The following is a 14,030-nucleotide window of genomic DNA, read 5'->3' as shown; positions in this document are numbered from 1 at the left end:
CTGTGTGGCGAAGGTCTCCCGCTTCGGGCCTGCCACCCCGGTATCCGGCAGGCTGGGGATGTGACGGACGAGACGACGCCTGCGCGCGAGTCGCTCGCGCAGATCCTCGGTGGCCGCCGCGGGGCGATCGACGCCAGCATCCCGCCGGTGGCCTTCGTGGTCGGCTGGCTGGCCACCGGGCAGTCGATCTCGTGGGGCGCGATCGTCGCCATCGGGGTTGCGGTGGTGCTCGGCGCCTACCGGCTGATCCGAGGGGAAAAGGCGCGTGCCGTCGTCGTGAGCCTCGCGGCCGTGGTGATCGCCGCGCTCATCGCGTTGCACACCGGCCGCGCGGAGGACTTCTTCCTGCTGCAGCTGCTCTCCAACGCCGCGAGCGCCCTGCTCTTCGCCGCCAGCATCGTGGTGCGCTGGCCGCTGCTGGGCGTGATCGTGGGGCTCCTGATCGGACAGAAGACGCGCTGGCGCCGTGACCCCGCGCTCCTGCGCGCGTACTCGTGGGCGAGCTGGGTGTGGGTGCTGCAGTACTTGATCCGCGTGGTGGTCTACGGACTGCTGTGGTGGGCCGGGCAGGTGGTGGCTCTCGGCATCGCGCGCACCGCGCTCTCGTGGCCACTGGTCGCGGCGACCGTGGCGGTGAGCGGCTGGGTGCTGTACAAGGCGCTGCCGGCCGGGCACCCGGGTCTGCGGCTCACGCCGGAACCGAGTTCGGAAGACGGACCCAGGACATAAGGCGGCCCCCGGCGAGGGGGGAGGGTCCGGGGGCCGCTGTCTACGGTACCCGGACCGGAGGGGTTGAGTCGACGGTTTGGACACTTCGAACCAGGTTTTGGTCGTATTCACCTTGCCGAAGGCCGCGCCGCCGCCTCTCCCCAGGCGTCGACGGCGGCCAGCCACGCGGCGCCGAGCACTCCGTCGGAGCTGGTCAGCACGTCGAGGCCGGACAGCCCGGCCTTCACGAGCGGTCCCACCGGTCCCGTTCCCGTGAGGACGCTGCCCACGAGCACCACGGGAGTTTTCTCGCCCGGGTCGCGCGTGGCGAGGGCCGTGGCGACCAGAAGATCGGCTGCCCTGGCCACGATTTCCGTTGCGGAGGCTTCTCCGGCGGCCGCCGCGGCGCTCACGAGGGGTGCGAACCGGGCGAGCCGGACGGGCGCTTCGGCGTTGACCTTCGTGATGAGCGCACGCGCGGTGGTCAACCGATTCGCTTCCGTGACAAGCGAATTGGGGAAACTGGGATTGTCTGAAGTGGCCACGTCGTCCCGGGAGTCCACAGGAGACGGTCCGAACGCCTCGGCGAGCACGGCGCCCGGCAGCCCGGTGAGCTCCGCCCCGCGCCCGAGCGCCTCCAAAGTGGATCGCACCGCCTCTCGCCCGAGCCAGAACGCCGAGCCTTCGTCGCCGAGCAGCCAGCCGTAGCCGCCCGCGGTGGCGGTCATCCGCCGTTCGCGGATGCGGCCGGCGATCGAGCCGGTGCCCGCCACGAGCACGGTGCCGTCGGGGGCCGACGTCGCCGACGCGTACGCGACTTCGGCGTCGGCCACCGTCCGAACCGCACCGTCCAAACCGATCCGTGCCCACGCCCCGGCGAACACCGCCGCGACGGCGGGGTCGGACAGCTTGCTCACCCCGGCCAGCCCGACCACGGCGGCGCGCACGTCCGTGCGCCCGCCCAGTGCCCGCTCGATCGCCGAGGCGATGCGCGCGGCCGCCTCTGCCGGCGGGTGCGAGTTGGGGTTGGCGCCGGCGGCCGTCGCCGAGCCGAGCACGGCGCCGGTGGCGTCGACCGCGATCGCTCGCGTCGACGTGCCACCGGCGTCCACGCCCACGACGAGACTCACCGGGTCTTGGTCACCTTCAGCAGCCCACGCGGGCTGTCCGGGTCACCGCCGCGCGCGAGCGAAAGCCCGAGCGCGATCCGCTGGATCGGCAGGATCTCCAGGATCGGCGCGAGCTCCTCGGCCGTCTGCGCCACGGGGATCCGCAGCGCCGCGGGCACGTCGGCCGACGCGGATCCGACCGCCAGCACGTCGGCGCCGCGCTTGCCGACGGCGTCGAGCACCTCGCCCATCGCCTCGCCGCCGTGGCCCGCGCTCGTCACCGCGAGCACGGCGGTCTCGCCGTCGACGGCCGCGACCGGGCCGTGGAGCAGGTCCGCGCCGCTGTACGCGCGGGCGGCGAGGTAGCTCGTCTCCGCCAGCTTCAGCGAACCCTCGAGCGCCGTCGCGTACGAGTAACCGCGGCCGGTCGTGAGCACGCGGTCGACGAAGCGGTAGCGGTCCACCGCGCGCTGCACGCCTTCGGCCGCTCCGTCGAGCGTCTGCTGGGCGAGGTCGCCGAGCTTCTGCGCGTCGGCCGCCTTGCCACCGCGCACGGCGTCGATGAACAGGTACAGCGCGAGCAGCGTCGCGGAGTACGTCTTGGTCGCGGCGACCGCCTTCTCCAGACCGGCGCCGATGTCCACGCCCAGCTCGGCCGCCGCGCGCAGCGGCGAGTCCGGCGTGTTCGTGACCGACACCGTGAGCGCCCCCTGACGCCGGGCGGCTTCGGTGACCTCGATGAGGTCGGGTGAGCCGCCGCTCTGGCTTACGGTGACGAAGAGCACGTCCTTCAGGTCTGGCCGTGCGCCGTACAGCGTCGCGGTGGACGGTGACACGAGACCCGCGGGAAGACCCAGGAGTACCTCGATCAGGTACTTGGCGTACAACGCGGCGTGGTCACTCGAACCCCGCGCGGCGAGCAAGGCGAAACGGGGCGGCTTTTGTGAAATCTTTTCAGCTACTTCGGCTATTTCCCCCTGCCGCTCGACGAGCCCGGCCAGTACGGCAGGCTGCTCCGAGATTTCCGCGGCCATGTGCTCGCCGGGATGTTGTTGGGTCATCACTTTCCTCTCCGCCGGGACCGGAGCCCCGGGTGTGCTGAGCGGCGTGCGGTCAGGTCTAGACCAATGCTAGCCGGGCGGAGCGTTTGTGGTGAAGGGTACGTTTCTTGACGGGGAAGTGGCGCGATAGTGAGGGAAAGCTGAGGGAGCCGGTCATGTTGGAGACATCCCCCGCGAGTGAGGCGGGGACGGCGGGTGTGCGCGGACAGCGCGAACCCAAGTACTGGGCGCTGAAACAGCACCTGCTCGATCTGCTCGACGCGATGCCGCCGGGTTCGCCGATCCCGACGGAACGGGCGCTGGCGGGCGAGTTCACCGTGTCGCGCACCACCGTGCGGCAGGCACTGGCGGACCTGACGGCCGAGGGCCGCTTGCACCGCGTTCAAGGCAAGGGCACGTTCGCGGCCGAGCCGAAGCTCGCGCAGCGGCTGCAGCTGTCCTCGTACACGGAGGACATGCGCAAGCAAGGCCTGAAGCCGTCGTCGAAACTGCTCGAACTCGAGGAATTGCCCGTGGAGGGCGAACTCGCGAAACTGCTCGCGATCCGCCAGGGTGCGAAAATTCTTCGCCTTCGTCGTCTGCGGCTGGCCGATTCCCAGCCCATGGCGCTGGAGACAACGCACCTGCCGCTCGGGCGCTTCCGCGGGCTGCGCAAGCACATTTCGGCCGGAGGGTCGCTCTACGCAGTGCTTCGTGAGCACTACGGCGTCGAGCTCGAGCGCGCCGAGGAGACGATCGAGACGTCGCTCGCCGGCCCGCAGGAAGCCGAGATGCTCGGCGCGGACGTCGGCATGCCCGTGATGATGCTGACGCGGCACTCGTTCGCCACCGACGGCAAGCCGGTGGAGTTCGCGCGCTCGGTGTACCGCGGCGACCGCTACAAGTTCGTCACGACGCTGCTGCCGTGAGCCGGGCCGGCGGGCCCGCGAGCAGTCGCCGGGCCGGGCGCGGGTGGTTGCGCCCGGACCGGCGTCGCGACACCGTGTGCGCATGACTTTCGAGCGTGCGTGGTGAGCGCACCGTGACGACGACGGACAGCGGTATCCGCTGGGGCACCCCGCTTGCGCGCGGGGTGCTGTGGACGACGATCCTCGGCTCGGGCATGGCCATGCTCGACGGGACGATCGTCAACGTCGCGCTGCCCCGGATCGGTGAAGAGCTCGGCGCGACGGTCGCCGGGCTGCAGTGGATCCTCGACGGCTACATGCTGGCGCTCGCCGCGCTGATCCTCGTGGCCGGCTCGCTCGGAGACCGCTACGGCCGGCGCCGCGTGTACCTGATCGGCGTTGTCTGGTTCGGCGTCGCCTCGGGGCTGTGCTCGATCGCCACCTCGACCACGGAGCTGGTGGTCTTCCGGATCATCCAGGGCATCGGCGGCGCGCTGCTGACGCCGGGCTCGCTGGCGATCCTGCAGTCGTCGTTCGCGCACAACGACCGGGCGCGCGCGATCGGCGCGTGGTCCGGGCTGGGTGGTCTGGCCGCCGCGGTCGGACCACTGATCGGCGGGGTGCTGGTGCAGGTCTGGTCCTGGCGGCTGGCGTTCCTGATCAACCTGCCGCTGGCCGTCGTCGTGGTGCTGATGGCGCTCAAGTTCGTGCCCGAGTCGCGCGACGAGACGGCCACCGGCCACCCGGACTTCACGGCCGCCGCGACGGGCGCGATCGGGCTCGCGGGGATCACCGGAGCGCTGGTCGAAGCCCCCGGCCGCGGCATCGGCGACCCGATCGTGCTGATCGCCCTGGTCGCCGGCATCGCCGGGATGGGTGTGTTCCTCTGGCTGCAGCACCACTCCCACGAGCCGCTCGTGCCGCCCAGCCTCTTCCGCGACCGGACGTTCACGCTCTCCAACGCGCTCACTTTCGTGGTCTACGCCGCCCTCGGCGCCGTGATGATGCTGCTGGTCCTGCAGCTGCAGGTCTCCCTGAACTACCCGCCGACGCTCGCCGGCCTGGCCGGTCTGCCGATCACGATCATCATGCTGCTGCTCTCGGGCCGCTCGGGCGCGCTGGCCCAGCGCATCGGCCCGCGCCTGCAGCTGGTGGTCGGACCCATCGTGATCGGCGTCGGCATGCTGCTGCTGATCCGCGTCGGACCGGGGTCCTCGTACCTCGGTTCGGTCTTCCCCGCGGTGGTCGTCTTCGGCCTCGGATTGGCCTGCACAGTGGCGCCGGTGACCGCGACGGTGCTCGCCGCGGCACCCGACCGATTCGCCGGTGTCGCGTCCGGAGTAAACAATGCGATCGCCCGAACGGGTGGTCTTCTTGCGGTCGCGGTGCTCCCCGCGGCGGCCGGGCTCACCGGTTCGGCCTACCGCGACCCCGTCGCGCTGACGGCCGGCTGGCGTATGGCACTCCTCATCTGCGCCGTCCTGGCGATCGCCGGGGGCCTCATCGCGTTGGGGATTCACAACGGCGTGCTCGGTTCGCCGGACGATTCCGGAGACACCTCCGGTGGCACGGCCGGGCCCGAGGCCAAGCGGACCGTGGACGACGAGTCGCCGCACCTCGGCGAGTGCTTCTCGTGCGGGGTGGACGGACCGCCGACCCACGTCCGCCCCGGGCCCCCGCACTCCTGACCCCACCTCACGTCGCGCCGCATCGGGTGCGTGGAATGGGGCATGGGCGCGCAGCGCCTCCGCGGAGGGTGGTGGCGGGGGCATGGATGGAGCAACCAATGCCGCATCGGGGTGGTTCGGGCCCCGGGGTTTCGATGCCGATCAGAACTGCCGACTCTCAGGGCAGGGCGGTGGCGGGTACGGGTGGCTCGGCTCGGAGACCGACCGCGTCCCGGCTGGGTGGTGTGCCGAACATGCGGCGGTACTCGCGGCTGAACTGTGAGGCGCTTTCGTAGCCGACGGTGTGGCCGACGCCGGTGACGTCGGATGGCCGGCCGACCAGGAGCAGCCGGGCTTCCTGCAGGCGGATGCGCTTTTGGAACTGGATGGGGCTCATTCCGGTCACGGCCTGGAAGTTGCGGTGGAACGCGGACACGCTCATGCCCGCTGTCCGTGCGAGATCTTCGACTCGGAATGACTCCGCGTAGTGCTTTCGGATCTGCTGGACCGCCCGGCTGATGTGGGCCAGTCCGCTGTCCGCCAGGCCGAGCTGGCGGATGGCGGGGCCCTGTTCGCCGCGGAGCAGGTGCCAGAGAATCTCCCGTTTGACCAGCGGGGCGAGGATCTTGCGGTCAGCGGGACGCTCCAGCAGCCGCAGCAGCCGGACGATGGCATCCAGCAGTTCCGAGGGGGCTTGGCTGACCGCGATGCCTGCGGGTGCGGAGAGTGTCGGGGCCGGCAGGTCGCGGGGGTCGGCCTCCAGGAGCAGCTGAGCGATTTCGACAGGGTTGAGGGTCATCCCGAAGCCGAGGGTGGACTGCCCGGTGTCGATGACGTGGCCGGTGACGGGGAGGTCGACCGAGGTGACGAGGTACTGACCAGGTCGGTAGTCGTACAGGCGCTCGCCCAGGGCGAGGCGCTTGCCGCCCTGGGCGATGACCGCGAGCACGGTGCCGGACATGCCCGCCGCAGGTGCGCTGCGCTGGTCGAACCGACATGCCTGGATGCCGTCGATCGCTGTGGTCAGATCGGGGCGAGCATGCCGGTTCACCAGCTCGCGCAGCTCGTCCAAAGGCATGCCTTCAGTCTTGCGCAGACCGGTCACACCGTGCTCGGCCGCAGCAGGATCAGGCAAGGATGTGCGCGTACTGGGGCAGCGTGTGGCGAGCGCAGCACGGTGGCCTGCGCGAGGTGCCACCGGGCGGCAGCAATGGCTTCGGCGTGGGGGAGGGCCGTGCTCGCGGTGGTTCATCGCGGGGTGCCTGGTCAGAGGTTCTGGTCGCCTGACACTTCGATGTCCTGGCCGGTGATCCAGCGCCCTTCCTCGGAGACCAGCATGGCGATGACCATGCCGATGTCGTCGGGTTCGCCGATCCGCCCGAGCGCGAACGTCTTCGCCAGGTCCGGAATGATCTCCGGGTTCTTGGCGAAGGCGTCATCGGCGAAGCGCGTGCGGGTGGCGCCAGGGGCGACGGAGTTGACGCGGATGCCGCGGGCGCTGAACTCCTTGGCCATGTACCGGCTGAGGACCACGATGGCGCCCTTGAGAGCCGCGTAGACGGAGTAGCCGGGCGCGGTCACGTGGGGCAGGGTGGAGTTGCTGGTCAGGTTGACGATGGCGCCGCGGTCGGCCAGCAGTGGGAGCAGGGTCTGGGTGAGGAAGAACGGGCCCTTGAACAGGCCGTCGGTGAGCTTGTCGAATTCCTGTTCAGTGGCCTGCTCGATCAGCGCCATCCCGGCGAAACCCGCGTTGTTGACCAACTGGTCGAAGGAGTCCCGGTGGAAGGTCTCGCGCAGGGCGTCGGCCACGGCGTCGTGGAAGGCAGGGAAGCCGGCTGTGTCGCCGATGTCCAGGTGCAGCGCCACGGCGGTGCCGCCCGCCTGCTCGATCTCACGGACGGTGTCCTTGGCGCCCTGCTCGTTGGAGCTGTAGGTCAGGATGACACCGGCCCCACGCTTGGCGACCTGAACGGCCGCGCTCTGGCCGATGCCGGAACTGGCGCCGGTGACGACGGCTACCTTCATCTGTTGTGCCTCCTGGACATCCGGAGCTTGAAGGCTCCGTACGGGGTGTGACACCCCAAGGCAACCGCGTCACCGTCCTCGGGAGAAGAAGAATCCTCCCGGCCTCTTGCCCGATTCTGCCCTCCTCAATGCTGCGGGTCCGCACGCGGATCCGACGAAACCTCAGGCGAGCAGGTCGGCCAGCATCGCGGGGTCGACGTTGCCGCCGGACACCACGGACACGGTCTTGCCGCCCGGCAGCTCGCCGGCGTGGTGCAGGAACGCGGCCGTGGCCGTGGCGCCGCTGGGCTCGGCCACGAGCCGGGCCCGGCGGGCCAGCACGCGCACGGCGTCGCGGATCTCGTCCTCGGTCACGGTGACGATGCCGTCCAGCACGTTCTGCAAGTGCGCGAACGTGAGGTCGGACGGCTGGGCGCGCAGGCCGTCGGCGATCGTGCGGGCCCGCCGGTCCATCGGCCACTCGACGCGCCGGCCGGCGCGCAGGCTCTCGGCGGTGTCGCCCGCCAGCTCGGGCTCGACGCCGATCACCTTCGCACCCGGGCACAGCGCCTTGATCGCCGTGCCGACGCCGGAGGCGAACCCGCCGCCGCTCACCGGCACGAGCACGGTGTCGACGTCCGGCAGGTCGATGGCGATTTCCAGGCCCGCGGTGCCCTGGCCGGCGATCACGTCGAGGTGGTCGAACGGCGGGATGAACGTGAGCCCGCGCTCGCGCGCCAGCTCGCTCGCGCGCGGCTCCTGGTCGGCGATCGGGACCTCCACCACCTCGGCACCCCAGCGTTTCGTGGCCTCGACCTTGAGCCGCGGCGCCACGTCCGGCACCACGATCACGGCCGGAACGCCGAACGCGTTCGCCGAGTAGGCGACCGCCTGCGCGTGGTTACCGCTCGAATACGCGACCACGCCGCGCGCACGTTGTGCGTCGTCGAGCGAGGCGATCGCGTTGTACGCGCCGCGGATCTTGAACGCGCCGATCTGTTGCAGGCTCTCGGGTTTGAGCCACAGCTGTCCTTCGGCCCAGGGCTGGCGCAGGAGCGGCGTGCGCACCGCGTGGTCGGCCACGCGCTTCGCCGCGGCCTCGATGTCGGAGATCGTCACCAATCGCATGTGGCGAGTATGTCAGGAAAGTGTGAGCCGTAGTCCATCCATTGTGGACGGTCGACGTGTCCTCGCTCACGGATGGGCAACGCGGGGAGTTCCTCGCGCGCCTTACTCGTTGAACGCAGTGGGGGAAGTCGCCGGGTACTAGTAGATCGGGATCATGAGTCAGCAGCAGGAAAAGACGTCGGAGCAGGGTGAGAAGAAGAGCTTCCGCCCCGCGCAGGTGGTGGCGACGGCACTTGCGGCCGTCACGGCCGCGTTGCTCGGTTCGACGCTCGGCGTGGCGGGCACCGTGGTGGGGGCCGGGGTGGCGAGCGTGATCACCACCGTCGGCGCCGAGCTGTACCTGCGCTCGCTGCAGCGCACGCGCGAAGCCGCGGTGAAGGCGCGCGCCGCGCTCGTCACGGCGGGGCAGCGCCGTGGCAGCAAGCCCGGGCTGTCGCCGGTGGACGACCCGGCGCAGATGCCGACCGTGCTCCTGCCGCTCGACCCGTCGGAGATGCCGACGGTGCGGATCTCGAAGCTGACCGCGCCGGCCGAGCCCGAGGAATCCTTCGGCGACAAGCTGCGGAAGCTGCGCTGGCCGATCATCATCGGCACGAGCGTGGTCGCCACCGCTATCGCCATCGCCGTGATGGTCGGCGTCGAACTGGCCACCAAGGGCGGCGTCGGTGGCGGGTTCGTCTACCACGGCAACTCGGGCACGAGCCAGCAGCAGAAGCAGGACGACAGCCCGCCCGCGACGTCGGAGAACAGCCCGCCGCCCAGCGAGACCCAGTCGAACACCCCGCCGCCCTCGACCTCGTCTTCGAGCACGTCCACCAGCGAAAGCCCGACGTCTTCAAGCAGCTCGGACAGCGCCCCGCCGCCTTCGAGCACGGGTGGGGCGCCGTCGACCACGCCGAGCGCGCCACAGACGAAGGGCGCGCCCTCGGGCACGCCGAGCCCCTAGCCGAGCTGGGTCTTCAACGCCTGCGCCGCCGCCTTCGGGTCTTCCGCGTCGGTGATGGCGCGGACCACGACGATCCGCGTCGCGCCGGCCGCCAGCACCTCCGGCAGCCGTTCGGTGTCGATGCCGCCGATCGCGAACCACGGCCGGTCGGTACCGGTTTTCGCGCTGGCCCGAACGAGGTCCAGGCCCGGTGCGTACCGGCCGGGTTTGGTCGGCGTCGGCCAGCACGGGCCGGTGCAGAAGTAGTCCACGCCGTCCTCTGCTGCGGCCGCCGTGGCCTGCTGAGGCGAGTGCGTGGAGCGGCCGATCACGACGTCGTCGCCCAGAATGCGGCGCGCGAGCGGCACGGGGATGTCGTCCTGGCCCAGGTGCAGCACGTCGGCTCCCACGGCGAGTGCGACGTCGGCGCGGTCGTTGACCGACAGCAGCGCACCGTGGCGCGCGCACGCTTCGGCGAGCACCTCGAGCGCCGCGATCTCCTGCGCGGCCTCGAGTGGGGCCCCGTTGGTCTTGTCCCGCAGCTGCACGATGTCGACGCCGCCGGCCAGCGCCGCGTCGATGAACTCGGCGAGGTCGCCGCGCGACGAGCGGGCGTCGGTGCACAGGTACAGCCGCGAATCGGCCAGGCGGGTGCGGATCTGTGATCCGGTCAGGGCGGGCATGGCGGGCACGTTACCCGCGCGCTACGGTGGGGTGGTCCGCACGGGAGCCCGAGGCACGGGCTGAGAGGGAGCTGCCGCTCCGACCGTGGAACCTGATCCGGGTCATGCCGGCGCAGGGAGCGTGATTCCATGAATGAGACCCTCACCGTCGTCGGCGGCGGTGTCATCGGCCTGTCCGCGGCTTGGCGCGCGGCGGCCCGCGGCCATCGCGTCACGGTGGTCGATCCGGCCCCCGCGCGCGGCGCGTCCTGGCTGGCCGGCGGCATGCTCGCGCCGGTCACGGAGGCGTGGCCGGGCGAGGAGCACGTGCTCCGCCTGGGCGAGGAGTCGCTGCGGCGCTGGCCCGCGTTCGCGCGGGACCTCGCGGCCGAGGGCACGGACCCTGGGCTCGCTTCGCACGGCACGATCGTGGTCGCGTTCGACAGCGCCGACGCCGGGCACCTCGACATCCTCGCGGAGTACCTGACGTCCCTGGGCCGGGACGTCGAGCGGCTCACCGGGCGGGCGGCGCGGCGGCTCGCGCCCGGCCTGGGTGCGGTGCGCAGCGGGCTGCACGTGCCGGGTGACCTGGCTGTCGACAACCGGAAGCTGCTGACGGCGCTGCTCTCCGCGTGCGCGAAGCGGGGGGTTGAGTTCTCTTCGTTGCGGATCACTTCGCTCGACGACGTGACCGGTCCCGTCGTTCTCGCTGCCGGCGCGTGGACGGGCAAGCTGCACCCGCTGCTGGCCGACGCCGTGCGGCCGCTCAAGGGCGAGATCCTGCGACTGCGGCCGCGTCGGGGCTGCCTGCCGCCCCCGCCGTACACGGTGCGCGCGATGGTGGAGGGCCGGCCGATCTACCTCGTGCCGCGCGCTGACGGCGAGCTGGTGCTCGGTGCGACGCAGTACGAAGCGGGCTTCGACGAGACCGTGACCGCGCGTGGCGTGCGGGAGCTGCTGGAAGGCGGCGAACGGATCCTGCCGGGCATCACGGAGTACGAGCTCGTCGAGATCGCGGCCGGGCTGCGCGCGGGGAGCCGCGATGCGCTGCCGTACATCGGGGAGCTCAGCGAAGGCGTGTACGCGGCGACGGGGCACCACCGCAACGGTCTGCTGATGGCCCCCGTGACCGCCGACGCCGTGGTCGCGTGGCTGGCCGGCGAGGCCCCACCGGACGAGATCGGGGCGGCCGCGCCCGCCCGTTTGCTGCAGAAGGAGCGAGTCTGATGGAGATCAAGGTCAACGGGAGCTGGCGCGAGTTCCCCGACGGCGCCACCGTGTCCGAGGTGCTCGACGCACTCGACGTGACCCGCCAGGGCGTGGCCGTCGCGGTGAACGGCGAGGTCGTGCGCCGGGGCGAGTGGGAGGCGTCGGTGGTGCCGAAGGGCGCGAACATCGACGTGCTGACCGCGGTGCAGGGAGGCTGACGATGGACGACGCTCTGGTCATCGGCGACCACAAGCTGTCGTCGAGGCTGATCATCGGGACCGGTGGCGCCGGAAACCTGTCGGTGCTGGAACGCGCGCTGGTCGCGTCGGGCACCGAGCTGACGACGGTCGCCATGCGCAAGGCCGACGCCGACGGCGGCACCGGTGTGCTCGGCCTCGTGCGACGCCTCGGGATCAAGCTTCTGCCCAACACCGCAGGCTGCCGCACCGCCGCGGAGGCCGTGCTGACCGCGCAGCTGGCCCGCGAGGCGCTCGACACGGACCTCATCAAACTCGAGGTCCACGCCGACGACCGCACCCTGCTACCCGACCCGTTCGAAACCTTGGACGCCGCGGAACAACTGGCGGCCGACGGCTTCACTGTGCTCGCGTACACCAACGACGACCCCGTGCTCGCTCTTCGGCTCGAGGAGGCGGGCTGCGCCGCCGTGATGCCGCTCGGCGCCCCCATCGGCACGGGCCTCGGCATCCGCAACCCGCACAACATCGAGCTCATCGTCGCGCGCGCCATGGTCCCCGTCATTCTCGACGCGGGCATCGGCACCGCTTCCGACGCCTGCCTCGCCATGGAACTCGGCTGCGACGCGGTCCTGCTGTCCACCGCCGTGACGCGCGCCAAGGACCCGGAACGCATGGCCGCGGCCATGCGCGCGGGCGTCGAGGCGGGCCGCCTGGCCCGCGACGCGGGCCGGGTACCGCAGCGCTTCTGGGCGCACGCATCGAGCCCGCCCCGCTGACGGCTGCCGCGCGTGCGCGGTGCAGGTGGGCGACGGCGCGATGGCGAGTTGGGTGCGGCTGTGGAGCTCGCGCGCTTCCGCCCTGCTGGCGGCTGCGGTGCGTGCGCGGTGCAGGTGGGCCATGGCGCGATGGCGAGTTGGGTGCGGCTGTGGAGCCTGCGCGCTTCCGCTCCGCTGACGGCTGCCGTGCTGGTGCCGGCGCAGGTGGGCCACGGGCACGACGCTGAACTGGGTGCCTCGGCGGAGCCCACTCGCCGACGGGATGCGGTCCGTGCTGGGGTGACCCGGCGACTTCGCGGGCCGGTTCGCCGCGAGCCGCCCCACGTGTGCAATCGGCGCTGATTGCGGAGGGCCGCTCTCGGTGAAGGCTGCCGGCCGCGTCGGCGGCGCCGGACCGGTCGGCGGCGGATGTGGCGGCCGGCAAGCCGGACCGCGCGTCGCGATCGGCGTCGGACGCGGCGGCGGAATGCCATCCCGGCCTCGGCGGCTGTGCGTAGGCGGCTCGTTTCGCCCTGCCGGGGTAAACGCGGGTAAGCCGCCTGGTGCAAGTGGGCCGCGTTTGCCGACCCGGTTGGTGATTTCGTCCGCGCTTAACGCTGAACGTGCACCGTCAGGCCTTATGGTGGACGACACCTTTCCGGCGCAAAGGCGGCGGGCAACAGCGGTAGGAGGAGCCAGCCGTGACTCTATCCTCGGTCCAGGACGTCTCGGGCAGGTTGTACTTGGCCGTGGGACGGCTGTCGCGCTCGTTGCGGCAGGCGGGGGTCCCCGGGCCCGGCCACGGCGCGATCTCGGCCCTTGCCACGCTCGTCCACTTCGGTCAGCTGCGCCTCGGTGACCTCGCCGCGAAGGAGGGCGTCGCGGCGGCCACGATGTCGCGCATAATCGCCACCCTCGTCGAGGCGGGCTACGTCACGCGCGAATCCGACCCCGTCGACCGCCGAGCCTGGCTCGCCCGAGCGACGGAGGAGGGCGAGCGGCTCGTGTCCGGCGTGCGGTCCACCCGCGTGCAGGAGCTGAACCGCCGCCTCGACAAGCTGAGCCCGGAATACCGCGAGGCCCTCACGATCGCGTTGCCGGCCCTGGAAGCCCTGATCTCCGACGACAGCTAGCTGCCGCGGCGCGCCCATGGTTACCACTTCCGGACGGGAAGGCACTGCGGGTGTGAGCTCGTCAGCGCACGAGCAACGCCAGGCGCCTCCTCGCGGGCGGTCGCCTCGCGCTCGGCCGACCGCGGCCAGAACTGGTCCGCCAAACACCTGACACAACTTGTCGCGACCACCGACCACCGACCACCAGCCCGCAGGACTGCTGCTGCGCCGCCGCCCGGAGAGACAACGTGCCCCCACCCTCCCAAGGGGGGCGTCCCTGTTCCAGTCTACCGAGGTCGGCGGCCCGAAAACGGGGTTCGGCGAATCTGTGGACAACGTCGGGACGGGCGTTGGGGCTGTGGACAAATCAGCGGTTTGGCGGCACTCGCGCCCGACGATGTGGTAGTCGGCAAAGCCCTAGTGGTCTGTGTTTGAAGTGGTCTGACGGTTGGACTTCTTGAGGATCTCGTCGGCGGTTTTGGTCCAGATGAAGGGGTGGCAGCGTTCGTTCCAGCCGTCGATGAAGGCGCGGATCTTGGCGTTGAGGTCGTGGACGGAGCGGAAGCTGCCGCGGCGGATGGTTTGGCGTTCGATGATGCCGAA

General features: G+C 71.3%; 14 protein-coding genes, 1 pseudogene and 1 riboswitch. Of the genes and pseudogenes, 8 read left to right on the top strand and 7 right to left on the bottom strand.

What is annotated here, in order from left to right:
- Positions 1 to 60: 60 nt before the first annotated feature.
- Positions 61 to 729 carry a DUF3159 domain-containing protein gene (locus AB0M56_RS42295; RefSeq protein WP_364186850.1) on the top strand — a complete coding sequence of 223 codons (669 nt, stop codon included), beginning with the start codon at positions 61 to 63 and terminating at the stop codon, positions 727 to 729.
- Between the two features lie 107 nt (positions 730 to 836).
- On the opposite strand, the gene AB0M56_RS42290 is transcribed toward AB0M56_RS42295, so the two are convergent.
- Both AB0M56_RS42290 and AB0M56_RS42285 read right to left on the bottom strand, forming a co-directional pair.
- Positions 837 to 1,838, bottom strand: a complete 1,002-nt coding sequence (locus tag AB0M56_RS42290; RefSeq protein WP_364186847.1) for a BadF/BadG/BcrA/BcrD ATPase family protein — start codon at positions 1,836 to 1,838, stop codon at positions 837 to 839.
- Positions 1,835 to 2,878, bottom strand: a complete 1,044-nt coding sequence (locus AB0M56_RS42285) for an SIS domain-containing protein (protein ID WP_364186844.1) — start codon at positions 2,876 to 2,878, stop codon at positions 1,835 to 1,837. Before AB0M56_RS42285 ends, AB0M56_RS42290 begins: the two co-directional genes overlap by 4 nt.
- A gap of 155 nt (positions 2,879 to 3,033) precedes the next feature.
- Between AB0M56_RS42285 and AB0M56_RS42280 the strand changes: the two genes are divergently transcribed.
- The gene (locus tag AB0M56_RS42280; RefSeq protein WP_354867163.1) at positions 3,034 to 3,786 is read left to right on the top strand and encodes a GntR family transcriptional regulator; all 753 of its coding nucleotides are present in this window, start codon (positions 3,034 to 3,036) and stop codon (positions 3,784 to 3,786) included.
- A gap of 113 nt (positions 3,787 to 3,899) precedes the next feature.
- Positions 3,900 to 5,453, top strand: a complete 1,554-nt coding sequence (locus AB0M56_RS42275) for an MFS transporter (protein ID WP_364186841.1) — start codon at positions 3,900 to 3,902, stop codon at positions 5,451 to 5,453.
- A gap of 157 nt (positions 5,454 to 5,610) precedes the next feature.
- Here AB0M56_RS42275 and AB0M56_RS42270 read toward each other — a convergent pair whose 3' ends face one another.
- The 3 genes from AB0M56_RS42270 to AB0M56_RS42260 form a co-directional block, all read right to left on the bottom strand.
- Positions 5,611 to 6,510 (bottom strand): AraC family transcriptional regulator, encoded by a 900-nt coding sequence (locus tag AB0M56_RS42270; RefSeq protein WP_364186838.1) that lies wholly within the window; start codon positions 6,508 to 6,510, stop codon positions 5,611 to 5,613.
- A 188-nt stretch (positions 6,511 to 6,698) separates the two neighbouring features.
- Positions 6,699 to 7,457 (bottom strand): SDR family oxidoreductase, encoded by a 759-nt coding sequence (locus tag AB0M56_RS42265; protein ID WP_364186836.1) that lies wholly within the window; start codon positions 7,455 to 7,457, stop codon positions 6,699 to 6,701.
- A gap of 162 nt (positions 7,458 to 7,619) precedes the next feature.
- Positions 7,620 to 8,564, bottom strand: a complete 945-nt coding sequence (locus AB0M56_RS42260) for a threonine/serine dehydratase (RefSeq protein ID WP_364186834.1) — start codon at positions 8,562 to 8,564, stop codon at positions 7,620 to 7,622.
- 154 nt (positions 8,565 to 8,718) lie between these two features.
- On the opposite strand from AB0M56_RS42260, the gene AB0M56_RS42255 reads away from it, so the two are divergent.
- Positions 8,719 to 9,510, top strand: coding sequence for a hypothetical protein (locus AB0M56_RS42255; protein WP_364186831.1), 792 nt, complete (start codon positions 8,719 to 8,721; stop codon positions 9,508 to 9,510).
- On the opposite strand, the gene thiE is transcribed toward AB0M56_RS42255, so the two are convergent.
- Positions 9,507 to 10,172 (bottom strand): thiamine phosphate synthase, encoded by a 666-nt coding sequence (thiE, locus tag AB0M56_RS42250; protein ID WP_364186828.1) that lies wholly within the window; start codon positions 10,170 to 10,172, stop codon positions 9,507 to 9,509. The two genes, AB0M56_RS42255 and thiE, sit on opposite strands and share 4 nt — an antisense overlap.
- 30 nt (positions 10,173 to 10,202) lie before the next feature.
- Positions 10,203 to 10,308, top strand: a riboswitch (TPP riboswitch).
- Here thiE and thiO point away from each other — a divergent pair.
- From thiO to AB0M56_RS42230, 4 genes are all read left to right on the top strand, one after another.
- A complete protein-coding gene (thiO, locus tag AB0M56_RS42245) occupies positions 10,302 to 11,378 on the top strand; it encodes a glycine oxidase ThiO (RefSeq protein ID WP_364186825.1) in 1,077 nt (358 codons plus the stop codon). (Overlaps the previous riboswitch by 7 nt.)
- Positions 11,378 to 11,578 carry a sulfur carrier protein ThiS gene (gene thiS, locus AB0M56_RS42240; protein WP_285972039.1) on the top strand — a complete coding sequence of 67 codons (201 nt, stop codon included), beginning with the start codon at positions 11,378 to 11,380 and terminating at the stop codon, positions 11,576 to 11,578. Before thiO ends, thiS begins: the two co-directional genes overlap by 1 nt.
- 2 nt (positions 11,579 to 11,580) lie before the next feature.
- Positions 11,581 to 12,336: a thiazole synthase gene (locus AB0M56_RS42235; protein ID WP_364186823.1), complete on the top strand. Its 756-nt coding sequence runs from the start codon at positions 11,581 to 11,583 to the stop codon at positions 12,334 to 12,336.
- A gap of 680 nt (positions 12,337 to 13,016) precedes the next feature.
- Positions 13,017 to 13,448 (top strand): MarR family transcriptional regulator, encoded by a 432-nt coding sequence (locus AB0M56_RS42230; RefSeq protein WP_220244679.1) that lies wholly within the window; start codon positions 13,017 to 13,019, stop codon positions 13,446 to 13,448.
- A gap of 396 nt (positions 13,449 to 13,844) precedes the next feature.
- Here AB0M56_RS42230 and AB0M56_RS42225 read toward each other — a convergent pair.
- Positions 13,845 to 14,030: pseudogene (locus AB0M56_RS42225) on the bottom strand (IS630 family transposase); the annotation flags it as partial.

The organism is Amycolatopsis sp. NPDC051372 (genome assembly GCF_040682095.1).
Taxonomy (GTDB): Bacteria; Actinomycetota; Actinomycetes; order Mycobacteriales; family Pseudonocardiaceae; genus Amycolatopsis.
The sequence above is the reverse complement of the archived record's forward strand: the minus strand, read 5'-3'. Positions and strand labels throughout refer to the sequence as shown.

What these genes read in the sequence shown, in the direction of transcription:
- AB0M56_RS42270 (WP_364186838.1), bottom strand. Translation starts at nt 6,510, where the DNA reads ATGCCTTTGGACGAGCTGCGCGAGCTGGTGAACCGGCATGCTCGCCCC.
- AB0M56_RS42260 (WP_364186834.1), bottom strand. Translation starts at nt 8,564, where the DNA reads ATGCGATTGGTGACGATCTCCGACATCGAGGCCGCGGCGAAGCGCGTG.
- AB0M56_RS42280 (WP_354867163.1), top strand. Translation starts at nt 3,034, where the DNA reads ATGTTGGAGACATCCCCCGCGAGTGAGGCGGGGACGGCGGGTGTGCGC.
- AB0M56_RS42265 (WP_364186836.1), bottom strand. Translation starts at nt 7,457, where the DNA reads ATGAAGGTAGCCGTCGTCACCGGCGCCAGTTCCGGCATCGGCCAGAGC.
- thiO (WP_364186825.1), top strand. Translation starts at nt 10,302, where the DNA reads ATGAATGAGACCCTCACCGTCGTCGGCGGCGGTGTCATCGGCCTGTCC.
- AB0M56_RS42285 (WP_364186844.1), bottom strand. Translation starts at nt 2,878, where the DNA reads ATGACCCAACAACATCCCGGCGAGCACATGGCCGCGGAAATCTCGGAG.
- thiS (WP_285972039.1), top strand. Translation starts at nt 11,378, where the DNA reads ATGGAGATCAAGGTCAACGGGAGCTGGCGCGAGTTCCCCGACGGCGCC.
- AB0M56_RS42255 (WP_364186831.1), top strand. Translation starts at nt 8,719, where the DNA reads ATGAGTCAGCAGCAGGAAAAGACGTCGGAGCAGGGTGAGAAGAAGAGC.
- thiE (WP_364186828.1), bottom strand. Translation starts at nt 10,172, where the DNA reads ATGCCCGCCCTGACCGGATCACAGATCCGCACCCGCCTGGCCGATTCG.
- AB0M56_RS42235 (WP_364186823.1), top strand. Translation starts at nt 11,581, where the DNA reads ATGGACGACGCTCTGGTCATCGGCGACCACAAGCTGTCGTCGAGGCTG.